The sequence below is a fragment of the Paenibacillus hunanensis genome, from assembly GCF_034055775.1.
Lineage (GTDB): Bacteria > Bacillota > Bacilli > Paenibacillales > Paenibacillaceae > Saccharibacillus > Saccharibacillus hunanensis.
Map to the genome: position 1 here is coordinate 1,330,051 of NZ_CP139194.1, position 25,554 is coordinate 1,355,604.

The window sequence follows — 25,554 nt, forward strand, 5'->3', positions numbered from 1 at the left end:
GCACGGGAATCTACATTTACTCTACATTCGTAGATTCCTGTGCGATACCCGAGTCCGTCCCCTTATTCCTTCCCGCAGTGGTGTATACCCAAGCACACAAGTCTGCCTAAGCGCTCTAAAAATGCAAGATTAGCGCCAGCACGTGCGCAGACCAAGCGAATACTGATATAATGATACATGCTGCAATGACACAGACCTATCGCACCCGAGCAGGTGCGAGCAATTGTGACGATGACGCCATACTATGGATATATAAAGGATGAATACAATGGAAACAAATACGAATTTTATTGGGCTTGGCATGGATGAGAGCTTGAATGATGCACTGTCCCGTTATGGTATTACAACACCTTCCCCTGTACAGGCAGAGACGATTCCGCTGATGCTGGAAGGACGCGATGTACTGGCACAATCGCAGACAGGTAGCGGCAAAACGCTCGCTTATCTGTTGCCAATTTTGCAAAAGATTGATCCCGAGCAAAAGGAGCTGCAAGCGCTGATCCTCGCGCCTACGCAGGAGCTGGCGATGCAGATCGTACGTGAATGCGAGCGTTATGGCGAAGAATGCGGAGTTACTTCACTTGGATTGATCGGAGGCGCAGCAATCAAGCGTCAGATCGAAAAGCTGCGCCGTCACCCGCATATCGCGGTGGGTACACCGGGACGCATCAATGAGCTGATCGGTCTGCGTAAGCTGAAAATGCATCAGACCAACGTAATTGTAGTCGACGAGGTTGATCAGGTGCTTGGACTGGGCGGCGGTACCGATGTACAGCGTATTATTAAAAGCGCACGCCGTGATCGTCAGCTTGTGTTCCTGTCCGCAACAATTAATGAAGAGATTCACCAGATCGCCAACCGTGAAATGAAGGATCATGCGATTGTCGGTATTGAACCAGGTCAACATACAGCGTCTGCAATTGAGCATGTGTACTTTGTAGCAGAAGAGCGCGATAAGCTGGACATGCTGCGCCGTGTGCTACGTCATTACAAAGCAACCCGTGCCATCGTGTTTGTGAATCAAACTGAGCAGATTGCCGAGGTTGAATCGAAGCTTGAGTATATGGGCTTCAAAGCACGTGCCATTTATGGAGATGCGGACAAGGTAACCCGTAGCACCGTGCTGTCCCAATTCCGTTCCGGTAAGCTGGAAGTGCTCGTTGCTACCGATGTAGCCGCACGCGGTCTCGATATCGAGGACTTGAATCTGGTCGTGAGCTTAGATCCGGCATTTGATGCGGAATTCTATGTACACCGTAGTGGTCGTACTGGACGTATGGGTAAAAAGGGTGTAGCCGCTTCGATCATTACAGAGCGCGAGCGTTTTATTATGCGTAAATTCTCGGATACACTGCATATCCGTTTGCAGGAAATGGTACTGCGTGGCGGTGAGACGGTAAGTGCACCGGCTGGTAAGCGCGCATCGGCTCGTCGTACAGAGCGTACTGATAGCAAGCCGAAGACGACGGCATCCTCACCAGCTGAGTCTAACTCGACAGCAAACGATGACCAGCAAGCAGTAGCTTCAACTGAGCCTGTAGTACGTAAGCCTGCTAGCAGCAAGCCAGCTTCGAATGGTAAGCGTGATAACAAGCCAAAAGCACGTCATGTAGACAAAAAAAGCAAGGGAGCGCCGAAGTGGCTGAAAGCCAAACGTGCTGGCTCCCCGGATGAAAAGTGAGGGAATGAGGATGGAACAGGTACCTGTACTTCAGGTGGACCGTCTGACCGGCGGCTACAGTCTTGGCAAGCCTGTCCTGCACGATATTAGTTTTCAGGTGGGCAAGGGCGAGATGATCGGCTTGATCGGTCTGAACGGAGCGGGCAAGAGTACGACGATGAAGCATATTCTTGGTCTGATGACACCGCAGGGTGGTGAGGTGCATATTCAGGGAACAACGCTACGTAAGGCTCCCGAGCAATATCGTTCCTCACTCGCATTTGTACCCGAGGCACCTCAGCTATATGAAGAAATGACGGTACGCGAGCATCTGGAATTTACCGCTCGTGCATACGGTGTGGAGCCAGCGGATTATGAGCGCCGCGCTGCGCGCTTGATCGATCTTTTTAATATGAAGGAAAAAGAAGATAGCCTGTCGATGCATCTGTCCAAAGGGATGAAGCAGAAGGTTATGATTATGTGTGCCTTTGTTGCGGCGCCACCTCTCTACATTATTGATGAGCCGTTTCTCGGTCTGGATCCGCTCGGTATTCGATCATTGCTTGATTTTATGGTTGAAACGAAGCAGGGTGGATCATCGATCCTGCTCAGCTCGCATATTTTATCGACGATTGAGAATTATTGCGATCGTTTTATCGTGCTGCATCGTGGACGGATTATTGTGCAGGGCACACTGGAGCAGATTCGTGAGCAGACGGGTCAGCAGGGCACACCACTGGAGCAGATTTTCTATGATCTGGTTCAGGACTCCACCTGGACGGTGAGCAATGATTAATTTGCCAGAGCTGCGGCAGAAGCGCCGTGGTGAATTTTGGGCACAGATTTTGCCGTATACGCAGTATATTATTCAGAGTGGTGTGGCGGTATTGACCTTCTTTCTGCTCATTGCCTTTGCCGCCTGGTATACGACCTTTGTTCAGAATATACCGGCAGGCTTGCCCGTATACTGGATTATGCTCGTATTGTTAACGCCGCTCACCGTATACGGTTCTGTGCGTACGTATATGCGTCCAGCAGATGTAGTATTTATGCTACCTGTGGAGACACAGATGAAGGCTTATTTTGCATCGGCATGGCGCGGGGGAATGATCGGCAAGTCGTTCTGGTTAATTTTACTGGCGATTGTAGCATGGCCATTTTATGTACGTGCCGCGATCGAACCGAAGCCGCTGCTCGTATTGCTCCTATGTATTTTGCTACTCAAGGGTGTTAGTAATTATGGCAGCTGGCAGGAAATGCGGATGGAAGGACAGCGCGCACGGGTAGGGTATCGTGTACTGCGCTATATCGCGATTATCGGATTGCTTGGTGCTGTACTCTGGCTGCCGCTTACCATGGCGATAATTACACTTGCTGCGGGTATTGTCGTTTATGTGATTTGCCTGCGATTACCGGGTAAGGTCGCTGTGCCGTGGGAACGATTAATTGCTGCGGAGAAAAATCATGCGGCTTCGGTGATGCGGATGCTGGGCTGGTTTGTCGATGTACCGACAGGCGAGCGCAAGGTGAATCATCGACGCTGGCTGTCCTTTATCGGTAAACGATTGCCGTGGAAGCAGGAGCAAGCGTTTCGCTTTTTGCTGACTCGTACGTTTATTCGAACCGAGCTATTACCGACATTAAGTCGCTTTGTCGTGTTTGGCATCATTCTGATCGTGCTGGCGCGTGAATCGTGGTTTGGCATTGCCGTGTATCTGCTATTTATTATTCTGGCGGGTATGCAGCTCACCATGCTACGCAAGCAACATACGGATACGCTGTGGTTATCGATCTATCCGCTTCCACCTGCTGCACGTAGGCTGGAAACGATTCGTCTTATTACCATTGTTCAGCTTGTCGTCGCGATTGTGCTATGGATACCGATTGCAATCACAGGCAATATCGCCTGGCTGGTAGGTGCGCTCATCGCTGGATTGCTGATCGTCTGGATTCAGCGTGCATCTCTCAATCGTAAATGGCTACGCGAGCTTCAACTGGAAGAGGAATTCGAATAATCGGTACGGCACAGCTACACAGTCGGTGAGCGAGGGATGAAGCATGAGTAAAATCAATGAAAGTGAAGTCGATAGTCTGCAAACGCTGGCGGAGCTTATTAGCGAGGTGATGGGCAGTCCAGTTACGATCGAGGACGAAGCCCATCGCTTGCTCGCCTATAGTATGCACGATCCAAATACTGACCCTGCACGCATCGCTACGATTATTGGACGACGTGTACCTGAGCATGTGCAGCGTGCGCTGTACGAATCGGGAGCGATGCAGCGACTACAGGATAGCGCGGAGCCCCAGCATATTGAGCAATTAAGCGAGGTCGGATTAAGCCGTCGGATGGCGATTTCTGTGCGTCATTATGATGAGATTGTCGGCTATATCTGGCTACTGGAATACGACGGCTCGTATACAGACGAGCAGCTGGAGCAATTCCGTCAGGGCGCACGCATCGCTGCTGGACAAATTATGCAGCAGCAACGCCGTCAGCAGCATATCGATCTGCTACGTCGTCTGCTGAGTGGACGATTTCAATCGGAGCAGGAGGCAGCCCAGCAAGCACGCGAAAGTGGGGTGGAGCTTCCTGCCCATCATTATGTATTATTGCTGGAGCATGATCATCAACCCGATATGAGCGGCTGGTCAGAGCGAATCGTTCAGGCCGCCAATGAGTTCGCCATTCGTGTTACCCTGCATATGCAGGAGCCCAGCCGAATCGTACTGCTATGTGGCTTCGGAATAGCGGCTATTCAAGCTCGGAATGCCAACTCCGACCCTGTTGCTCTGATCCGTTCCATGATCACAAGAGCACGCGAGCTATTGCCTCAGCATGAAGAGCTATATATGGCTGCTGGCGAGCAGGTCGGCTCTGCCCTGCATATTCAGCGTAGTTACCGTCAGGCGCGTGAATTGGTGCTGCTACACCGTCAATTACCAGAAACGAGAACGATTCACTATTATCCAGAGGCTGGCTTTTATCGCTATCTACCCGCGATGCACCGCGAAGCCGAGCAATTCCCAGTCACCTGGGGACCATTGGATCGACTGGCAGCCTATGACCAGGAGCATAATAGCAATCTGCTACAGACGCTTGCCGTATTCCTCGACCTGGATAGCGATACCAAACGCGCTGCCACCCAGCTGCACGTACACAGCAACACACTCAACTACCGTCTCAAACGAATCACCGAGGTAGGCGGCATCGACCTAACCAGCATGTCTGAAAAAGTAACACTCTATCTTGAGCTCAAGCTATTATGGTTCGATAGCAGTGGTTAATACAGACGGATTTCAATAAAAATGAACGAATCTCTTTACCTCAAAGACAAAAGATATCATTCATACCGGTATAGCACCAAGTGTACAGATATGAAGCAAATAGCCTTTATCATGAATAATCCATATAGACAATGTGTATGTCGTTATCGGGCAGATACAACAGGCACATTGTCTATATGGGAGCGCTCATGATATAAGGCTATTTTCTTATGTGCACACCTGCAATACATAACTGCCTACGGATCAAGAGTTTACTTGGTCAACGAAGAGAACTTTATCAAAGGTTTTTAAATGAGGTTTAAAGTAAGCCGTGTGATACTTATGACGTCTAACTTGCTGATCCCTTCCCATCATTTGCGGGTAATAACACGATAAATGCAATTATAATTCACACTACCTCGCAGTCTTATTTACTCCTATATCTAATTATCACTCTAATTATGTTAAATAACCTACCATAAAATTCAGCCTTTTGTGTATTTCAACAATTCATTTTATTCAAATTTGGAAAATCAAACGATTACATGATATTTTCACTATCCTATAATAAGTGTACAAATCAGATTCGCCTATTGAAGGAGGAAATAACATGAGAATTGGAGTCCCAAAAGAGATTAAAAACAACGAAAACCGTGTAGCGATCACCCCGGCTGGTGTGGCTACACTCACAGCTGCTGGCCATGAGGTGTATGTAGAGAGCGGAGCAGGTACAGGCAGCGGGTTTAGTGATGAATCTTATGCAGCTACAGGGGCGAATATTCTGGCAGCGGCGGCAGATGTATGGGCAACTGCGGACATGATCCTGAAGGTAAAAGAGCCGCTTCCGTCCGAATATGGTTATTTCCGTGAAGGCTTGATTCTGTTTACGTACCTTCATCTGGCTGCGGCACCAGAGCTTGCGGCGGCATTGCTGGAGAAAAAGGTAATCGGAATTGCATACGAAACTGTAGAAGTAAATCATACCTTGCCACTGCTCACACCGATGAGCGAGGTTGCTGGACGAATGGCAGTACAGATCGGTGCTCAATTTTTGGAGCGACCACATGGTGGCAAGGGGATTTTATTAAGTGGTGTACCGGGTGTCAAACGAGGCAAAGTAACTGTTATTGGCGGTGGCGTCGTCGGCACGAATGCAGCGAAGGTTGCCGCAGGTATGGGTGCGGATGTCACGATCATCGATCTGAGTCCAGATCGCCTGCGTCAGCTGGATGACATCTTCGGTTCCTCTGTGCAAACACTCATGTCCAATCCGTACAATATTGCTGAAGCGGTAGCATCCTCTGATCTGGTTGTCGGGGCAGTGCTGATTCCAGGTGCAAAAGCACCGAAGCTAGTTACCGAAGATATGGTGAAAAGTATGGAAGCTCACTCAGTAATCGTAGACGTTGCTATCGATCAGGGTGGAATCGTAGAAACGATCGATCGCATTACTACCCATAATGATCCAACCTACGAAAAGCATGGCGTTGTTCATTATGCTGTAGCGAATATGCCAGGTGCTGTACCGAAAACGTCAACGATGGCATTAACGAATGCAACGATGCCATACGTGTCCTTGATTGCCAATCTGGGTCTGCGTGCCGCGCTGGAACGAAGCGATGCACTCAAGCTGGGTGTGAATACAGCAGCAGGTACGATGACTTACGCCGCCGTAGCACGCGATCTAGGCTATACTCATGTGCCAGTAGAGCAAGCATTGGAGCGTACTTTTGCAGCGATGAGCTAAGGACGAGTTGGTAAAACAAAGCTGCGCAAGTCGATCGACATGATCCGCTAAAGGATGATGATCGATTGGCTTACGCAGCTTTATGTACCGCCTTCTATGTATAGGTAGTTCTCTTATAGATGATGGGCGGCGTTAAAAGCGCAGTTGATTGGTTTTCGATGTATAGATGCATAGAAACATAGATTCATAGCGGGATGAATTGAATGCATTAAATGAATTGAATACAATAAAGGAATACAAGCTTAAACGAATTCATTATTAATAAGCGATCAACTGTACTACAGTACAAGACTGTAAGAGTAATAGACCGACACTTCACTGCTGTCGGTCTATTTGCGTTGTCTGGATAGGATGAATGAAACGATGAATAGGATGATTTCATAGAGATGGCTACAACGATAAGTATAAAAAGAAACAAGAAAGTGCGTATTGAACAATATGATAAATATTATTTATGACCGTGATAAAAATATCAAAATATATATGTTAACTAATATAACATTAAAAGCGATTTAAATTCTAATCTAAAACCTATAAAAAACTACAGAAACCTACAACTACCTAACGATCAATTCTTTATAAAATGCATAAATATTTACTTTATACACATAAATTACGATGAAAACGAATTTTAAAGTCAATAATCAAGCTAAATATTCGGATTTTTGAAATATTAATTCATAATATATTCCAATATATGAAAATAAGATTTAAAATTTAGCGTTGCCGTATGTATATTTTGTATGTATACTTTGAACTAGATATTGTATCAATTTGTGTTACATAAGTTAACATTAAAAGGGGGATTTATACGTATGAAATGGAAATGGAACGGTTTGGTGGCAGCAACGCTGATCATGGGACTACTTGCTGGTTGTGGTAATGGTGGTACATCAACAACGGGTGCATCAGGTAGTGGAGGTAGCAGTAGCGGAAAAGTAATTAAAATCGCTACGCAGTCTCCATTATCCGGTGGTAGCTCCATTCAAGGTGAAGCGATTCGTCTCGGCGCTCAAATGTCGCTGGAGGATCACAAAGAAGAGTTTACCAAGCTGGGCTATTCTCTTGAGCTCGTGCCTTACGATGATCAGGGTGATCCGAAAAAAGGCGTTGCCAACGCAGAGCAGATCGGTGCCGATCAGGCAGTGCTCGGCGTTATCGGTCACTTGAACTCCGGCGTATCCATTCCTTCCTCAGTCGTATATGAAAAATACAATATTCCAATGATCTCCCCGGCGAGTACAGCGACTGAATTTACAGATCGCAAGCTGAAGGTTGCTAACCGTGTCGTAGCACGGGATGACTTCCAGGGCCCAGCAGCTGCCAACTATGCAGTGAAAACGGTCGGTGCCAAGAAAATTTTCGTTATTCAGGATAAAACAGCATACGGTCAAGGTTTGGCTGAGGCATTCCGCGATGAAGCGCAGAAGCTGGGCGCAACGATCGTCGGTTATGAAGGGATTACGGTCGGCGAGAAGGATTTCAATGGTGTTCTCAATATCGCCGCTACGCAAAATCCAGACTTTATCTTCTTCGGTGGTCTGTATGCAGAAGGTGGTCTGATTATCAAGCAGGCTCGTGATAAAGGCATTACCGCTCCGATCATGGGTGGTGACGCACTGGATTCCTCCGGTCTTGTCGAAGTAGCAGGCCCGGATGTGAAGGGCGCACTGTACAGCTCCGTTGCAGGCGAGATTGCCAAGATGGAGGGCGGCCCAGAATGGGGAGCGCGTTATCAGAAGGCATTTGGTAAAGCGCCAGAAGGCTATTCTGCTTATGCGTATGATTCCATGACGATCATGCTGGATGCGATCAAAAAGACCGTTGAAAGCAATAAGGGTGAAATGCCGACACGTGAAGCGGTACGCGATGCTGTCCGCGCAACGAAGGATTTTAAAGGTATTGCAACCGAGGTGACGTTTGATGATAAAGGCGACAACTCTTTTGCCAAAGTCTACATTTACGAATTTAAGGGCGACACGTATCCAGGTGAGCTGGTATCCGAAGTGAGCCAATAATGACGGGAAGTTAGCATGCGGCCAAAGGGTATGTGCAGGTTGACGCCATACCTTTTGGCTCTTGTTTTATTCCTTATGAAAGGGGTACGTTCATGTTCGCAACTATTTTACAAACGTTGCCACAGGTGCTGATCGACGGTCTGGCACTGGGTGCCATTTATGCGGTAGTCGCACTGGGCTACACGATGGTATACGGCATTTTGGAACTGATCAACTTTGCGCACGGCGAGATTTTTATGACAGGTGCTTTTGTAGGGACAGCCGTGCTGTTTTTATTTCAAGGGATGGGCTTGACCGGTGGGCTGCCGCCATGGATATCTTACGTACTGATTTTGTTTGTCGCGATGATGGTCACGGGGGCGCTAGGGGTCGGTATTGAACGAGTTGCCTATCGTCCACTGCGCAAGGCACCCAAGCTGATCTCCTTAATCTCGGCCTTTGGTGTATCGTTCGTATTACAGGATCTGGTTCGCTTTATCGCGGAGCTGAAAACAGGTAATTATATCGTCAGCGTACCGCAGCTGTTTGAAGGACGCTTTAGTCTGAGCTTCTCCTCCATGTCAGCAGCGCTCGGCAATGCAACGGTGAAAACGAACACGGTATTTATTTTTATCGTGGCGATCGTTTTGATGGTTGGATTGGACATTTTCGTCAACCGGACCAAATGGGGCGGCGCGATGCGTGCGGTTGCACAGGATCGGGAGACGGCTTCACTGATGTCGATTAACGTCAACAAGGTTATTTTGCTAACGTTCTTTATCGGCTCTGCACTGGGTGGCTCTACAGGCGTATTGTTTGCCCAGCAGTACGGAACGATTGATCCGTATATTGGATTTATTCTAGGCTTGAAGGCATTCACAGCTGCTGTACTCGGCGGGATCGGTAATATCCGCGGGGCGATGTTTGGCGGCGTGGTCATCGGCGTACTGGAAATGTTCGCTTCGGCCAATCTCGGTCTGATGACCGGAGGCAACTTTGGAGCGGAGTATAAGGATGTATTTGCCTTTGCGATTCTAATCGTTGTTCTCATTTTCAAACCAGAGGGCTTGTTCGGTAAAGCCGTCAAAGAGAAAGTGTAGGTGAATGGAATGGGAAAACTGGCTAATCTAAGGGCTTCACTGCAAGGGAGCAAACTCGCACAGGGCATTTTGCTTATCGCCTTTACACTCGTCACCGCAGGTGCGGTCTACCTGATGGATCGCTCGGTTACTGCCTTTTTGCTGCTGCTCGCATCGCTATTGCTGCTCTACTACACGTCATTTACGAATGGGATCAAATGGATCATTGCACTGGTGCTGCTCATCATCGTCATTCCGTTTGCGACCTCCGGCGGCTCATCGTATGAATCGTATATGGAGGTGGCAACACAGTGCGGCATCTATGTCGCGATGGCGCTCGGTTTGAATATTGTGGTCGGCTTTGCAGGCCTGCTCGATATGGGCTTTGTTGCTTTCTTCGCGGTCGGGGCGTACACATACGGTATTTTTGCTACCGGACAGGCGAACAATTTTATCTCCGGTGATCTGTTTCCGTTATCCGGTGGGACATTCTGGATTTTCATTTTGCTGGGCGGCTTTATGGCAGGAATTTTCGGCATTTTGCTCGGCTTGCCTGTATTGCGGGTCAAGGGCGATTATCTAGCGATCGTCACGCTGGGCTTCGGGGAGATCATTCGAATTATTTTCAACAATCTGGAGAAGCCGGTCAATATTACGAACGGCGCGATGGGGCTGTCCTCGATTCAGCCGCCTGACCTGTTCGGGTACGATTTTACATTTCCGCATCAGTTTTACTTTATCGTCATTGGTATTTTGCTTATCGTGATCTTCGCCGTTCGCCGACTGGAGCATTCACGACTTGGACGTTCGTGGAAGGCGGTACGTGAAAATGAGATCGCCGCACAGTCGATGGGCATCCCGCTTATTCGTACCAAGCTGATCGCTTTTGCGATTGGGGCATCCTTTTCCGGGATGATGGGTGTCGTGTTCGCAGCCAAGCAGACCTTTATCGATCCGACCAGCTTTACGCTGATTGAGTCGACAACGATTCTGGTCATGGTCGTACTGGGAGGGATGGGCAGTGTACCGGGCGTTATTCTGGGTGCAAGTCTTGTGACCATCCTGAATCTACAGGTGCTTACTGAAGTGACAAACTGGCTGAATCAGCTCTCTATGCAGGGCATAATCAATGTACCAACCGCATTATCGCCATCCAAGATGCAGCGCTTTATTTTCGGCATGATCCTGATTCTCGTTGCGATCTTCCGTCCGAATGGACTGATTGCCGCTAAAAATCGCAAAATACCGAAGGAGGTTGTTACAGGTGATGAAAGCTCCAATTCTAAAACCACTACTTCTGCTCTTCGTAAAGTCCGTTCGGAATAAACAGCTCTGGAAATCCGGCTATGTGCATCTGACGGGAACAATTATCGCACGCTACACACCGGATGTGATCGTGCCTGTCCCGGAAGCACGGGACACCAGAGCATCTCGTTAAAGGCTTACTGCATAAGGAGGATAAAGCGATGAGCATTCTAAAGGTGAGCCAGCTGACTAAGCGCTTTGGTGGACTGACCGCGGTGAGCGGCGTGGATTTCGAATTTCCGCGTGGGCAGATTTCCGCTGTGATCGGGCCGAACGGGGCGGGCAAAACGACCTTTTTTAATATGATTACCGGTATTTATGTGCCGGATGAAGGCAAGATTGAGTTGGATGGTGAATCGATCGTCAATGTGAAGCCGGATCGTATTACGGGCAAAGGCATTGCACGAACATTTCAAAATATCCGTCTGTTCGGCAGCATGACTGTACTGGAAAATGTACAGGTCGGTATGCATATTCATCTAAAAACAGGGGTGGTCGGTACGCTGCTCAATCTGCCACGCGTACGGCATGAGGAGCATCATTCCCAGCGCGAAGCATATCGCTTACTGGAATATGTAGGTCTGGCGGAATGGTACAATGCCGAAGCGAGTAGTCTGTCATATGGTGCGCAGCGGCGTCTGGAGATCGCGCGTGCACTGGCAGCCAAGCCAAAGGTGCTGCTATTGGATGAGCCAGCAGCAGGGATGAATCCGCGTGAGACGGTCGACCTGACTGGACTGATTCGACGCATTCAACAGGAGCTGGATATTTCAATTATTCTGATCGAGCACGATATGAAGCTCGTCATGGAGTTATCGCATCATATTCTTGTACTGGATCATGGTGTGAAGATCGCAGAGGGCGAGCCAGCCGATATTCGCTCCAATCCGAAGGTGATCGAGGCTTATCTTGGTAAAAGTGCGGTCGAAGAGGGAGTGATGGCAGAATGAGTCTATTGCAGCTCAAGCAGGTCGAAGCCTACTATGGCGCGATTCAGGCACTGCGTGGTGTGGATATCGAAGTAAACGAAGGCGAGATCGTCACCTTGATCGGCTCCAATGGTGCAGGCAAATCGACAACGCTCAAGTCGATCTGTGGACAGGTGAAGATGAAAGGAGAAATCTGGTTTAATGGTATGAATATTACCGCACAGCCGCCTCATCTGACCGCGCTCGGCGGTATTGCCCATGTGCCGGAAGGACGCCGTATTTTCCCACGTTTGACCGTAAAGGAGAATTTGGAGATGGGTGCCTTTTCAGTGAAAAGTAAGGCGGTCATCAAGGAGCGTACGGAAAAAGCATTTGCTTATTTTCCAAGATTGAAGGAACGTTATCATCAGGTAGGCGGTACGATGAGCGGCGGCGAACAGCAGATGCTCGCGATTGCACGCGGACTGATGATGGGACCCAAGATTTTGCTGCTGGATGAGCCCTCGATGGGACTGGCACCGGTTATTGTGGATCAGATTTTCGAGATTATTCAGGAGCTGAATGAGACGGGCATGACCATTTTGCTGGTCGAGCAGAACGCATATCAGGCACTACAAATTGCTCATCGCGGGTATGTGATTCAGACGGGCGAGATTACGCTACAGGATGCAGCGGCGGAGTTGCTGCGGAATGATCAGGTGAAGGAAGCGTATCTGGCTTAGATTGTATTGAATTTAAGTTGTCTGGTTGATGTGGTATACAGCTGGAATCAGGCTATTCACGGCCTTTAGTTTTAGTGAGTTTTTCTTTAGATTCTAAAAGTAAACTATAAATAAACCTCAACCCGATAAAGAGTGCCTAATTCTGTCTAGCAGAGCCAGGCACTCTTTATTTTATTAGTATAGTATGCTCTTCATTCATACTGGAAATGTTCTAATTTTATAAAAAAAGTAAAAAAATCTGAATGTAGTAGCTAGCTGGATTAAAGCCTATCATGATGCTGATGCCAAGATTTTGTACGTCAGCTATTACATAGAAAGTGGTTGCTCGCCTGTTTGATCTTACTTTTGAATCATGTATACAATGGTACCGATTTACAAAATAATTCCATTAGGAGGAATAATTATGATTACTAAAAAAATCGCACTATCTGTAATGTCCGTTGCCTGTTCCTTTGGAATTGCAGCTGCCGCAACTCCGGTACAGGCTCAGGCATCGACGATGCAAGCAACTGAAAATCAAAATATGACTGTTCAAGGCGTAGCTTTGCAAGTGATAGATTCCAAAACAGGCAAGCTATTAAATCAAAACCAGTGGGGATACTATGGCAGTCCTACAGGCTCGATCGTAATTTGTGAAGGGTCTCCCGATTTTGGTGCAGTCGTAGGTAGATATTATACGAATGCTGGAATTACAAATATGACGCAAGGCTCGCATAGTGGAGTGAATTATGTAAAAGTATGGGTAGATTCCAGTAAAGAGCAGTATTCCAGCTCTTCTACCATTCCGGGATACACGTTCTCGAGTGATTATCTAGAAGACTTGTAAGCTAAATGGGTATAGGGATGCTTCTTTAAACGGATGATAAAAATAAATCAAGCAGCCTTCTTATTTAAGAGGCTGCTTGATTTTATAAATGGCATTTGTAAGCTATAGTGACAGGTACGGAGTTTATGAAAGCTGATACCACCACGGAGCAAGAGCTGTTTTCAATTCCTCCAAAACAGCTATCTTTTCACTTGTTGCTGCGCCGGCAGGTAGGGCTTGCTGATGAGCAAGTGCGGCTTTTAGTGCAGTCGTATCCTGTAGTGTCGCCGTATTCGGATTGCTTTCTGCTGCAATGGTATCCTCTGCGTCAGCCGCTGCATCGCTAAGCCATTCATCCAGCGTAGGCACATGCACGAGCATATCGCCATTGGCTTTCAAATGATCCAGTTCAAAATTAACTTTTACCTTAAAGGTTAATTCATCTGCACTATCATTATAACGTAGCAGCTTGATCGTTTCAGATTGCGCGGTTGGTTGCAGATAAGCATCGGCAGTCACCGTTGTTCCTGAACTGGCAGGGGCGGCTTCAATTGCGCTTACCATTTGCTTAACGCCAGGATCACTTGATTCGTTGGGCATAAGATCAAGTCCATTATTCAGGCTGGTCGTGTACGGCAAGTATAGATCCGCTGGTAAACGGTCTACTTGATCCTGTAAACGTCCTTCTAACTCGGCTTCGTCATCTACGTTTCCGAAATACTGATATGGAGGTTCCGTTGCCCACAAATTGTTATAATCTAAAAATTGAAGTTTACCATCGATAACATTTAGATCAAATACACGCCAAAAAAGTTCATTACCGCTACTTGGTGGCAACGTGTACGATTTGACCGGAGCACTTGCATCACCAATGTATACCTGCACTGTAGCAGCCGACTTACCTAATGATCCAAGATTGTTAGCATGATAATTTTTGACATAATACATATAAGTTCCGTTCAGACGTTTGTTAATCGTAACAATCTCAGGGCCAAAGCCATTCATAGCATCTTTATCGATTGAGGCATATACTTCATTGCGATACGAATAACTCTCATTACGATAAGGTAAGATATGAAAGCCATAGCCGTTCACTGTCGGCCCATACAAATGAGCGTCCAGATCCTCGGGAAGCGCTGACCAGGTGAGCACAATTCGAATCTGATCCTGTTTAGCTGTAGCGATAGCTGTTGAATCTGTTTGAATATATTCGCTTGCTAATACAGGCGCGTTCAAGTAGGTGATCAGATAGCCGTCTTTTTGTAATTCACCCGTATAGGAGCCAGGTGGTAAATTAGTATAGTAATAACCGTCCACATCAGTTGAAGTAGTGAGCACAATCGGACCTGTTTTTACATCGGTTCCACGACGGAATGAAATTTGCATATCGGATACTGGATTGCCCTGAGCATCTGTGATTTGTCCATAAGCTCCAGTCATTTGGAAGCTACCGACAAAGCGATCTTTAAGCAAAGAAGAAGCGCTGGATGGTTCAACCGTCATCTGGATTGTCTTCCCGTAATTCGAAGGTTTAACATACAACGGAGTGAACTCAATCGCTCGCGTTTCACTATTAAAACGTAGTGAGCTTAACAAATGAGGAGCAGGCTGACCATCTAATGTTACGGTAATCTTCATATCACTCATATTAAGTCCGGCATAATTAGCATGATCAGGCAAAATTGCCTGTCCGTTGTTGATGCCTAGAAGATAAGTAGTTTGGGATGGGTTAGGGATGCCAGGTGTAACTGGCTGCGTCGTGCCTGCTGAAGAATTATCTTTTTTATCATCCTTCTTCACATTCGTCTCCGTCTGTGGTGCACCAATCGTACGACCCTCGATTCTAGCTGTAATCCCCGAGCTTACCGTTGTCTGTGTCACGCGTGGTGTGATCGTCACATCGGACGATTGGATAATCGCTCGATTGATCGTGCCATCTCCGTTAACGGTTGTTGGTGCATTCGCTGTGAACACATTGATCGATGATGCAGGATTCAAGGTGATTCGGTTATTGGTTGCGCCTGCGGCAACAGCGAATTGATCAATGGAGCCTGTAGTCAGACTCAGCATGGCACTGGATGAGCTCACATCAACAGCATCATAATTGCCTTTCATGCTAACCGATGCACCGGATGGAAGCTGGGACGTTAGCAATACATTATGGAAGCCGGCAGCGGTTGGTTGTTCTTCTTCCAGAATGGCAGCCGTTTGTAACGTCGTCTGCTGGATGCTGGTCGAACCAGAGGACACGATGCGAACGGTACCATTGGGTTTATTTACGAGCATATTTGCCAGTGAAGAATCCTTAATATGAACGCTATGACTACCGCCACCATTGACGATGGTTGTTCCTTTAACAGTAATTCCGCTCAGCAGTACATCACCTTCACCAATGCCTGCGCCGAGGATCAGATCCCCATCGATGGCGACATTGCGCAGCGTACTTCCAGCGGCATTCAGATATACATTGCCATGCAGGGGCTGGGAACCACTTTCCGGGCCATATACACCAGCCGAATTATACACGGTTGATGCGGCAGAGGCACCTTGCATCGAGCGATCCAGCACCGTTACGGCTTCGGCACGGGTTGTAATGTCTCGTGGACGAAAGCCCTTTTCGTCACCTTTCATCAGACCGCTGTCCAGTACGGCACCGATTGAGCCTTTACTCCATTGCGGACTATTTTGAGTATCGAACATATTATTAGCAGAGCTAGAAGACTTGAGCTTTTTGAGCGTTGTTAAAATAACAGCCAGCTCCTGACGGCTGACCTGCTTGTTCGGCTGGAAGGTGGAATCCTTGTAGCCTTCCATATATCCTTCTGCTCTTGCGATCGCGACGTCGTTATAATACCAGTCCGATGTCTGCACATCGGTATAATGAATCGATGTTGGACGTGTAAAGCCATATGCTTTGTTGATCAGTACAGCGAGCTGCGAACGCGTTACACTTTGATCAGGCTTGAGACTTCCGTCAGCAAAGCCGTTGATAAAGCCTTTTGTTTGCCATTCATTTAGCACATTACGTGCCCAGTGATTCTGTGTGTCTGATGCGGCGTGCACCGCTGTTGGTTGTGTCAGCCCTGCGAGAGGCAGCACCAAAGAAGCGCTCAGTACCAGCGCAGTCCATGTCTGTTTTTTTAATTTGAACATTCCTATGAGTCCCCCAGTGAATTGATATAAATGAAGCCATCCAGATGTACAGCTTATGACCTATAATGATCTTTCTATCTAGAACTATAGGGGAAGCTATGTAGGTATATAGATTCATCATACTACACAGAATGGGGTTTGGAAATGTATTTTCCTTTACTGGTAGGAGGTGGGTATAGAGGGAATCGTAAGCGGTAGTCTGGCTTGTAATATAGCAGGGGATATTCGCATAGATATGCAACGAAAAAAGGATGCGCCTGCATCATCAGGCACATCCTTTTTGAAAATTAAAAATGAAAGAGAACGTTGTAGTTAGAATTTTATAGTAGAAATTCACATTAGCATTCTATCTCTTCTGTTTGTACTAACAAGCTATGCTCAATCATTGATCAAAAGAGCTTAACCCTGCTTTACTTCCAGCACAGCCCGGTGAATCAGATCATACAGATCCTCCAGATAGGCTTCCTCGATGCAGGAGAATGCCACACGCAGATCGTGCTCGCCCAGTGCGATCGTACCGACTTCATATTCATTCAGCAGGTGCTGACGAACAGCTTCTGCCGATACATCATTCAGCTTGAGGCACATGAAGTAGCCGGAGTTGAACGGATAGTATTCCCATACATCGCCGTATTTGCCACTATCGAGCAGGTCTTTTACCTTGTTGGCACGACCCTTCATGATCTGGAATTTCTCTGCTTTTTGCGCATCAAATTCTGGCGATTGCAGGGCGTTCAGGACGAATGTCTGGGATGGATGTGCACCGCTGGAAATTGTCGAGCGAATAATACCGAGTGTCTTTTGCTCCAGCACATTCAATGCGGTATTGCTGTCTGCGCCATACGTAATAAAGCCGACGCGGAAGCCCCATACATATTCTTCCTTCGTTGCGCCATCGACCTTGATCGGCAGAATGCGTGGATGCAGACCAGCTAGCTCACCGAACAGGGATTCATGCATCGAATCCTCGAAGAAGAGTCCAAAGTATGCGTCATCCGTCACGACCACAACATTGATACCTGCTACTGCCGCTTCATTAATCGCTGCAACAATGCGGTGTCCGTCTTCCACATTCGGTGTATAGCCTGTCGGATTGTTCGGGAAGTTCAATACGACAATTGCTTTGCCTTTATCTTTTTGTGCCAGCAGCGCCTCGCGCAGACCGTCACTATTGAATTTCATATCACTTGTGAACAGGGGATAGTTCACGATCTCTGCACCGCGGCGTACGCCAAAGGTCAGCTCGTAGTTTTCCCAGTTTTTGTCCGGATAAATGACCACGTCACCAGCTTCCGCGAACAGATCGGCAACGATACTCAGTCCATGCGTCAGCGCGTTCGTTGCGATCGGATTACCAAAAGTCTTGTCAGCCATCGACGGGTTATCCTTGATCATCTTCTCCCGCCATGCTTTACGCAGCTCCGGCTTACCTGCTGGTGGTGCATAAGGATACAGGTCTTTTGGCTGAAATGCGGATAAGGAGTCCTGAATGACCTTCAGATGCATCGGCTTTCCATTTTCGGTTGCAATTCCAATCGTCGCGTTATACTTCTTCGCCTGGCTCGATGCTTCTGCCGATTGGCTCAATATGCCTTCCTTTGGAAAATACAGTTCCTTGCCGAGTGTAGACAGCATGTCATAAATAAATGGGCTGTCCGCTTTGAGGGAATCATTCAATTGTCCTGCCAGTGGGTTCATCTTGTTCATCCTTCCGAGTCTGTTTAAATGATAACCAGGCGAGTAGCTTGAAGGTTGGATTGGGAGTTTCCGCCTGATTTCGCTGCATCATAGTATAGCATTGTTGGGGGCAAGGTGTCACGGTGCGACTGGTGAATTTTACGAGCATAGATGTGAACGAATCGTAAACAAAAGAAAGACTATGCTCTTCTTACCACTGCTATCGATGTATATCATTATGTTGTAACTGTAGAAGCTGCGTTATTCATTCGCAATCTACTTCAATCGGACGCAGACGAGAACAATACGATTGACGTGACGGTTAGCGGTCAGTCGATGGATTATGCTGCTCGGTACGGGGTCAATATTGATGCAGTCCGGACTGTCATATCTTCATACCGCATACATTATCTCGCTCGTCATCATTCTGCTCCGCGATGATACGGACAATACTTTTCCATCAGACGCTGTGTTTCCAGATCATCTGGCAATGCGCGCTGTTCCAATCCTTCCATAATACGCTGGCGCTCTGGCTCACGTACATTTTGTCCAAACTTGAACTTGGCACTCCATTCCTCGGGTACGATCTTAATGAGCGCAACCGCCTTCAGCTGGGAGACATAGCGAGGATCTTCTGTGGTGATCGGATCATAGCCACCTTCTGGCTGGAGCTTCCGCATAAACAGGCTAAAGCCTTCAGCTTTCTCATCCAGATCCTTGATCATCTCTGCATGACCACGTACGGTTATACTTTTAAAATAAGCGGTTGCCGGACATGCCATATGATCATCTGTAAAGTAGGATGGTAATAGTGCATACTCGCGTGCTGCTGAGAAGGTGACACGGGTATTCTTTTTGAGCAGCTTCATCTTCTCGCCAGCCCGGCTACCGTGTACATAAAAGACACCATTTCCATAAGCAAAATTCAGTGGCACCACCCGCGGCCAGCCATCCTCGCTCGCCAGACCGAGAAAGCCAAAGGTCACTTCCTCCAAAAACTCCGCCATTTCCTGCTCTTCTGCAATCGAAAATTCTTTTCTACGCATATCGTTTCTCTCCCATTCCATGCTTTTCGTTATAGGCCTGAATTAGCGGCTCAAGATCGTAGACAGGATGCTTACGCGCATCAGCGTATCTCCAATTCACCGTGATTAATTGATCCATTCCTTCGCTTGACCGCTCGGTTATTCCAGCTTATGCTGAATATTGACAGGTTAAAAGAGCCAATATCGACTAAAATGATTAGTCCAATTTGTAGCATCCGCATCGTATTGAACATCCAACAAAGCATACATAGAGCAGCTCAGACAATAACTACAGTCAGTTAGAAAATAACTACCGCCCGATCAATCTAGTAGAAAAGAGGAAGCGAGATGCAGGAGATTACGATTGCTTATCAGCGACTACTGGAGCAGCATGGATATAAATATGTAGCCCTGTATCATGCTCTGCGTGAGGGCATCCTGAATGGTACACTGCCTGCACGTAGCCGTTTGCCTTCCACGCGGAGTATGGCAGAGATGTATGGAGTATCGCGAGGCATTGTGGCGGAAGCCTATGACCTTCTGCTCGCCGAAGGGTATGTAGAGGCTACGGTCGGTAAAGGAACCTATGTATCGGAGCAGGTAGTCGTAGAGCACTCGCATCGAAACGATAAGCAAGCTTATAAAACGGACGGCGAAGCAAAAGGAAAAGCTAGCATAGACCAACAGAGTAATGATCGCTCTACGCCTACCCTATCTCGCTGGGGACAGCGCATTGTGCAATTGGATGCGAGGCAGTCTGTAGGGCCGCCGAATAGACGGGCTTTGGAGCAAGAGAAGGTACAGCTAGAGTCACAGCTCAACTCTTTTCCAGCTTACGCACCGATCTCCTTTTGTCCGCAGGATCTGGTGCTGCAAGGCAATTCGCTAGCCGATTGGAAAACAGCACTGACTGGCGCGTCGCAGGACATGCAATCTGCTGCTTTTACAGAGGAGATGAGTACGATTGGAGATATGCGGCTGCGGGAAGCAATCTGTACGCATGTGGGACGTACACGAGGGATTCGCGCGCGTCCAGAGCAGGTTATGTTATACAGTGGTTCACAGGAGGCGCTTGTGCTGCTCTGTCAATTGCTCATCAATGAGCAGGAGCCTGTCGTAGTGGAAGACCCCTGTTATACCGGAATTCAAAAAGCAGTTGGCGCAGCAGGAGGCAAGCTCATTGGCGCACCGCTGGATCGACAGGGCATCATTCCAGCCGATTGGTCGGCACGATTGTTGTTCGTTACACCGGGTCGCCAATTTCCGACCGGTGCGGTCTTGCCGTTAGCGCGTAGGCAGCAGCTGCTACAATGGGCAGATCGACAGAACGCATGGATTGTAGAGGATGATTATGATAGTGAGTTTCGCTGGGGCGGGCGCCCATTAGAGCCGCTCAAGGCACTTGATCATTCTGAGCAGGTGATCTATGTCGGTTCCTTTTCCAAAAGTATGTTCTCTGCCCTACGTATTGGCTATGCGATCGTACCACCAGCGCTTATTGCACCGCTAATCGCTGCGAAAAGTCTTTACGCGCCCTTGCCCTCATCGCCGCTGGAGCAACGTGCACTGGCACGCTTTATGCAGCGCGGAGATTACATGCGGCATCTGCGCAGAATGACCCGGTTATATCGTCCACGCTTTCAGGAGCTACATCGCTTATTAAATGGACGTTTATCAGAGCTATTTGATTGGATCGATACCGACTCTGGTTTACATATTTATGGAAGCTGGCGGCTGGAGCACTCACAATATGAGCGGTTTCGTAAGCAAGCGCTGGAGCTCGGTGTACAATGGAAGGATGCTTCGCTGTATCAGATCGCTGCTGGAGCACCAGCGGTATGTTTTAGCTTTGCCCATACAGATGAGCAGCAGATGCAGCAGGGAATGAAGCGTCTGGAGATAGCATGGCGGCGCACGCTGGAATAGATAGGATGACACGCAAGTATACTAATCATCGTGAAGCGATAAAGGAGCGAAGTGACATGGAGACGTGTAACAGTCTGGATGAGGTTCGTGGACATATCGATCGTTTGGATCAGCAGATTATTGGATTACTAAGTGAGCGCAGCCAGTATGTGAAACAGGCGGCCACTTTTAAACAGGATACCGATGCAGTGAAGGCACCTGCACGAGTCGAAGCGGTTATTACGAAGGTACGTGAGCTAGCGAGCGCGAATGAGCTGAATCCACTCGTGGCAGAGCAGGTGTATCGTGCGATGATTGCTGCCTTTATCGAGGATGAGCTGCAGGAGCATGCACGCTTGCAGCAGATGCCGAAGCCAGCTGCGGATTCGGATGCTCAAGCCTGAACGCAGAACAGGTAACTGATATGCAAATTGCATGTCGGGCATTGACGAATGGTTACTTTTTGCGCAATATAAGCCCATAGAAGCTTTTTATCATGGTGCGATGTTGGTGAGTCATCGTCCTTCATCTCAACAGTAGTGGGAAAGCTATAAAATAATATTTTGAATTTTAGATGTTAGGCATGTATCTTAAATCGCATGTGTAGCTTGGAACGTTATAAGGCTTGCTGTGATGGATAGAAAAGGATACCGAGGAGCCTATTGGTGTTGTATATAGAAAAAGGGGGGAATCCGATGCTTGAAGTATCGCCATCTTCATTTGTACTTAAACCGGCTTTTGCCAAAATCTTCTGTGAACCGGAGTGGCGCTGGCCAAAGCGTGAAAAACCGATGCCCAACTATGATCTGTTTTATGTATGGAGCGGAGAGGGAGAGCTGATTTTGAATGGCGAGCCTTATCCGATCAGTAAAGGAAGCTGCTTTCTGTTCCGTCCAGGGGATGAGACGACTGCCACGCATAATCCGCAAAAGCCGCTCGTGCTCACTTATATCCATTTTGATGTAGACGAGCCGGTGAGCCGTGTACCGATTCGGTATCGCATGCTGGATGAGACGATTGATTTTGAATATATGCTGGTGCGCTACGTAAGACTACTGCTGGAGCATGCCTTTGCAGCAGAGGATGAAGCACGCCTGATCTTGAAGCAGCTTATGATTCATCTGTTGCGCGAGGAACAGCGCAAGCCGGTGCCGCGCAAAGTGAGCAATCAGCTGAATGAGACGATTCAGGAGGTTGCCAACTATATTCGTCAGCATCCCAGTCTGGCGCACCGGGTAGAGGATCTAGCTGCAAGAGCAGGCTTATCGCCGCGCTACTTCTCGATCAAATTCAAGGAGCTAATCGGCGCATCCGTGCAGTCGTATATTATTCGGATGCGAATTGAGCGTGCCGAGCATCTGCTGGTGTATACGGGAATGAATGTGACCGAGGTGGCGGATGCACTGGGCTATCGCGATATTTTCTTTTTCAGTCGTCAATTCAAGCAGTATACAGGGAAAAGTCCATCCGAGATTCGCTAGGGGAAGGAGCTTTTAGCGGATTGCGGAATGGAAACGAGAAACACGAAACACATCCTTGTTCACACAGACACGCAGACAAGTGAGCATATAAAAGCCAAGCGCAAAGTAACCAAGCACAATATAAAGAAGCCCGGACATTGGAGCTAACTCCTGTCCGGGCTTTTCGCTAATTTAGAGGTCAGCATCCTTGATGCGCTGATACGGGCGTGTCGCTTCCAGATCGAGCAATGTGCCGAGCTTTTCGCCCATTTTCACACGGCTGCCGACGGCAAGCTGCGCATCCGGCTCAAAGGTGTGCTTCTGCATGAGCAGCACCACCGTAGAACCAAATTCAAAATAAGCGAGCTCATCGCCCTTATTCCAGGATGTGCGTGCATCATCAGCATAGCGAATACTGCTCACATTCAGCGCGCCGACCTTGGCTATAGCGACCTCACCATAATGGTGAGAAATATACGTGATCTGACGCTCATTGCGGCTCAGTACGGAACGCATATTCACCATGCTGCGGTCGTTAACCGGATAAACCTTGCCAGGGATATACTCGCGCTCGGTTTGTCTACCCGTAACGGGCGCATGAATGCGGTGATAATCGCGTGGGCTGAGATAGAGCACGAACATATACCCGTCTCGATACGATTCCAGACGCGGAGAGTGATTGAGCAGCTCGTCCAGCGTATAGTCCTGTCCTTTTACATTCGGAATTAATTGGTCATCGAGCGGTCCCATCGCAGTAATCAGTGCATCTACCGGACTGATCAATGACATCGGGTCAGCATCAACCGGGCGTGCGCTAGGCTGAAGACGACGCGTGAAAAAATCGTTCAATGTATGATAATCCTGTAACGGTTTTTCTGCTTCTTCTGCCGGGATGCGATAAGCCTGAATGAACTTCGGGATTAACGCGCGGCTGGCCCGTGATTTGGCAAAGCTGCCTGTAAGCCGGGATACCCATTTGCGAGAGGATAGCTCGGTGAGCAGGCGAAACATCGTGTTGGCCATGATCCAGGTGATCTCCTTTCCAAAATAAGGAAAAATAGTACGTACACTCGTTTGCTTCGTTATATTGACACAACTGAGGCATATACGCAAGCGACAAAACCATCGAGCCGGTCAAAGACGAATGCGTAATCAGGCGACTGATATCCAAAAACATGGTAAAATAAAGAGAATTAGCGGGTATCCTGCCTGTTCATAAAGCATAATTGTATACCGTTTGCACATAAAAGTCACTGTATAATCTAACGTATAAAACGACGAAATGAAGGGAATGGAGGCAATAACATGACGACTTTCGGCTTAATCCGGCATGGAAGCACGATATGGAACAAGGAAGGCCGTGCTCAGGGCAGCTCCGATATCCCATTAAATGAAAATGGCTGGCAGCAGGCACGTCTACTCGGCGAGCGTATTGCTGGTGAGCAGTGGGATCGCATTTATGCAAGCGATCTCAAGCGTGCTCAGCAAACCGCACAGGCGATTGCTGAAGCGAGCGGCTTGACGATTACGCTGGATGCACGTTTGCGCGAATTGGACGGTGGTCTGATCGAAGGTACGACACAGGCGGAGCGGATCGAGCGCTGGGGTGAGGATTGGAAGGAGCAAGACCTCGGTCTGGAAACCCCCGAATCAGGTGCCAAGCGAGGCTTAGCCTGCTTGCAGGAGCTGGCAGCGCATTATCCAGATGAGCATATTTTAATTGTAAGTCATGGCGTGCTACTGAATCATGTGTTGAATGTAATTTTGCAGCAGGAGCCGCCTAAGTGGCATTCCCTTGATAATATGTCCATTACGGTCGTGGAATGCGATGCTGACCGTGAATGGGATTGCGCATTGTACAATTGTACGAACCATCTGCTACCATATGAGGCGAACAAGGCAGAATAATTGCCGTAAGCGACCAGGGAAAGGGTGGAGGGTGTGCAATTAAAATGGTTGGAATGGGCAAAGCAAATTCAGGCGATTAGCCAGGCAGGTCTGGAATATTCGCGGGATGTGTATGATATCGATCGGTTTCAGCAATTGCGTGAGCTGAGCATTGAGATTATGCAGCAATATACCGATGTGGAAGCCGAGCAGATTCGCGAGCTATTTGCCGCGGAGACAGGCTATGCTACGCCCAAGGTCGACGTGCGTGGAGTCGTGTTCCGGGATGGACGCATCCTGATGGTCAAGGAGAAGATCGACGGTCACTGGTCATTGCCGGGTGGCTGGGCAGATATCGGATTATCTCCGAAGGAAATTGCGGTCAAAGAGGTACGCGAGGAGTCCGGCTATATCGTAGAGCCGATGCGATTAATTGGCGTAGTGGACAAGAAGTTCCATGCCCATCCACCTTCTCCATGGCATGTGTACAAAATGTTTATCCTGTGTGAGTTGATCGGTGGAGAAGCAAGCACGGATACAACGGAGACGACCGAGGTTGGCTTTTTCGCTGAGGACGAGCTGCCGCCACTATCGGTAGAGCGCAATACCGAGCAGCAGATTCAGACGTTATTTCAACATATGCGCGATCCACAATTGCCGGTATTTTGCGATTAGATGGATAGAAGTATATCACTCGATATGGATCTGTTTGAGTTACTTTTACATGCTGTTAACCGCTCTATTCTCAGTGAGAAAGAGCGGTTGTTTTTATGGCAATTTTTTGTTTGTGAATCGACAAGTGGTTAGGAGGAGGCTGGCGTGTATGTATATTAGGTATGGATATAAACACCATAAACACCATATTCGCCTCATCCAATTTACCGACTAGAAATAAAGACCTTCATCCCTCAATACGATCCTCTAGCTTCTTACATCCTC

The 25,554-nt window shown here is 48.0% G+C and carries 21 protein-coding genes; 16 read left to right on the plus strand and 5 right to left on the minus strand.

All coding sequences use genetic code 11. The annotated features are described in order from the left end of the window. The first annotated feature begins 268 nt into the window (after positions 1–268). The 11 genes from SK066_RS05295 to SK066_RS05345 all read left to right on the plus strand — a co-directional run bounded on the left by SK066_RS05295 (position 269) and on the right by SK066_RS05345 (position 13,529). Positions 269–1,681: a DEAD/DEAH box helicase gene (locus SK066_RS05295; RefSeq protein WP_320543910.1), complete on the plus strand. Its 1,413-nt coding sequence runs from the start codon at positions 269–271 to the stop codon at positions 1,679–1,681. Positions 1,682–1,691: 10 nt separating this feature from the next. Then, positions 1,692–2,456: an ABC transporter ATP-binding protein gene (locus SK066_RS05300; protein WP_320543911.1), complete on the plus strand. Its 765-nt coding sequence runs from the start codon at positions 1,692–1,694 to the stop codon at positions 2,454–2,456. Then, positions 2,449–3,675: an ABC transporter permease gene (locus SK066_RS05305; protein WP_320543912.1), complete on the plus strand. Its 1,227-nt coding sequence runs from the start codon at positions 2,449–2,451 to the stop codon at positions 3,673–3,675. Before SK066_RS05300 ends, SK066_RS05305 begins: the two co-directional genes overlap by 8 nt. 43 nt (positions 3,676–3,718) lie before the next feature. Beyond that, positions 3,719–4,945 (plus strand): PucR family transcriptional regulator, encoded by a 1,227-nt coding sequence (locus tag SK066_RS05310; RefSeq protein WP_320543913.1) that lies wholly within the window; start codon positions 3,719–3,721, stop codon positions 4,943–4,945. Between the two features lie 589 nt (positions 4,946–5,534). Then, on the plus strand, positions 5,535–6,671 hold the full coding sequence (ald, locus tag SK066_RS05315) for an alanine dehydrogenase (protein WP_320543914.1): 1,137 nt from the start codon (positions 5,535–5,537) through the stop codon (positions 6,669–6,671). Positions 6,672–7,486: 815 nt separating this feature from the next. After that, positions 7,487–8,689: a branched-chain amino acid ABC transporter substrate-binding protein gene (locus SK066_RS05320; RefSeq protein ID WP_320543915.1), complete on the plus strand. Its 1,203-nt coding sequence runs from the start codon at positions 7,487–7,489 to the stop codon at positions 8,687–8,689. Between the two features lie 92 nt (positions 8,690–8,781). Further along, complete coding sequence (locus SK066_RS05325; RefSeq protein ID WP_188776993.1) at positions 8,782–9,768, plus strand: branched-chain amino acid ABC transporter permease; 987 nt, start codon at positions 8,782–8,784, stop codon at positions 9,766–9,768. Between the two features lie 9 nt (positions 9,769–9,777). Then, the gene (locus SK066_RS05330; protein WP_320543916.1) at positions 9,778–11,073 is read left to right on the plus strand and encodes a branched-chain amino acid ABC transporter permease; all 1,296 of its coding nucleotides are present in this window, start codon (positions 9,778–9,780) and stop codon (positions 11,071–11,073) included. A 140-nt stretch (positions 11,074–11,213) separates the two neighbouring features. Next, positions 11,214–12,002 (plus strand): ABC transporter ATP-binding protein, encoded by a 789-nt coding sequence (locus SK066_RS05335; protein ID WP_320543917.1) that lies wholly within the window; start codon positions 11,214–11,216, stop codon positions 12,000–12,002. After that, complete coding sequence (locus SK066_RS05340) at positions 11,999–12,703, plus strand: ABC transporter ATP-binding protein (protein WP_320543918.1); 705 nt, start codon at positions 11,999–12,001, stop codon at positions 12,701–12,703. Before SK066_RS05335 ends, SK066_RS05340 begins: the two co-directional genes overlap by 4 nt. A 403-nt stretch (positions 12,704–13,106) precedes the next feature. Beyond that, positions 13,107–13,529, plus strand: a complete 423-nt coding sequence (locus SK066_RS05345) for a hypothetical protein (RefSeq protein WP_320543919.1) — start codon at positions 13,107–13,109, stop codon at positions 13,527–13,529. Positions 13,530–13,652: 123 nt separating this feature from the next. Here SK066_RS05345 and SK066_RS05350 read toward each other — a convergent pair whose 3' ends face one another. The 3 genes from SK066_RS05350 to SK066_RS05360 all read right to left on the minus strand — a co-directional run bounded on the left by SK066_RS05350 (position 13,653) and on the right by SK066_RS05360 (position 19,384). Next, on the minus strand, positions 13,653–16,661 hold the full coding sequence (locus tag SK066_RS05350; RefSeq protein ID WP_320543920.1) for an S-layer homology domain-containing protein: 3,009 nt from the start codon (positions 16,659–16,661) through the stop codon (positions 13,653–13,655). Between the two features lie 399 nt (positions 16,662–17,060). Continuing rightward, positions 17,061–18,359 (minus strand): aminotransferase class I/II-fold pyridoxal phosphate-dependent enzyme, encoded by a 1,299-nt coding sequence (locus SK066_RS05355; protein WP_320543921.1) that lies wholly within the window; start codon positions 18,357–18,359, stop codon positions 17,061–17,063. A gap of 401 nt (positions 18,360–18,760) precedes the next feature. Beyond that, a complete protein-coding gene (locus SK066_RS05360) occupies positions 18,761–19,384 on the minus strand; it encodes a pyridoxamine 5'-phosphate oxidase family protein (RefSeq protein WP_320543922.1) in 624 nt (207 codons plus the stop codon). A gap of 327 nt (positions 19,385–19,711) precedes the next feature. Here SK066_RS05360 and SK066_RS05365 point away from each other — a divergent pair, with 327 nt between their 5' ends. The 3 genes from SK066_RS05365 to SK066_RS05375 all read left to right on the plus strand — a co-directional run bounded on the left by SK066_RS05365 (position 19,712) and on the right by SK066_RS05375 (position 22,749). Continuing rightward, positions 19,712–21,289 carry an aminotransferase-like domain-containing protein gene (locus SK066_RS05365; RefSeq protein WP_320543923.1) on the plus strand — a complete coding sequence of 526 codons (1,578 nt, stop codon included), beginning with the start codon at positions 19,712–19,714 and terminating at the stop codon, positions 21,287–21,289. Between the two features lie 56 nt (positions 21,290–21,345). Continuing rightward, the gene (locus SK066_RS05370) at positions 21,346–21,672 is read left to right on the plus strand and encodes a chorismate mutase (protein ID WP_320543924.1); all 327 of its coding nucleotides are present in this window, start codon (positions 21,346–21,348) and stop codon (positions 21,670–21,672) included. A 291-nt stretch (positions 21,673–21,963) separates the two neighbouring features. Then, complete coding sequence (locus SK066_RS05375; protein WP_250344120.1) at positions 21,964–22,749, plus strand: helix-turn-helix domain-containing protein; 786 nt, start codon at positions 21,964–21,966, stop codon at positions 22,747–22,749. A 12-nt stretch (positions 22,750–22,761) separates the two neighbouring features. Here SK066_RS05375 and SK066_RS05380 read toward each other — a convergent pair whose 3' ends face one another. Next, positions 22,762–22,887, minus strand: a complete 126-nt coding sequence (locus tag SK066_RS05380) for a hypothetical protein (protein WP_320543925.1) — start codon at positions 22,885–22,887, stop codon at positions 22,762–22,764. Between the two features lie 33 nt (positions 22,888–22,920). Next, on the minus strand, positions 22,921–23,751 hold the full coding sequence (asd, locus tag SK066_RS05385; RefSeq protein ID WP_320543926.1) for an archaetidylserine decarboxylase: 831 nt from the start codon (positions 23,749–23,751) through the stop codon (positions 22,921–22,923). A 282-nt stretch (positions 23,752–24,033) separates the two neighbouring features. Between asd and SK066_RS05390 the strand changes: the two genes are divergently transcribed. Together SK066_RS05390 and SK066_RS05395 are read left to right on the plus strand one after the other, a co-directional pair. After that, positions 24,034–24,636: a histidine phosphatase family protein gene (locus tag SK066_RS05390; RefSeq protein WP_320543927.1), complete on the plus strand. Its 603-nt coding sequence runs from the start codon at positions 24,034–24,036 to the stop codon at positions 24,634–24,636. 33 nt (positions 24,637–24,669) lie between these two features. Next, positions 24,670–25,290: an NUDIX hydrolase gene (locus tag SK066_RS05395; RefSeq protein WP_320543928.1), complete on the plus strand. Its 621-nt coding sequence runs from the start codon at positions 24,670–24,672 to the stop codon at positions 25,288–25,290. Positions 25,291–25,554 lie beyond the last annotated feature (264 nt).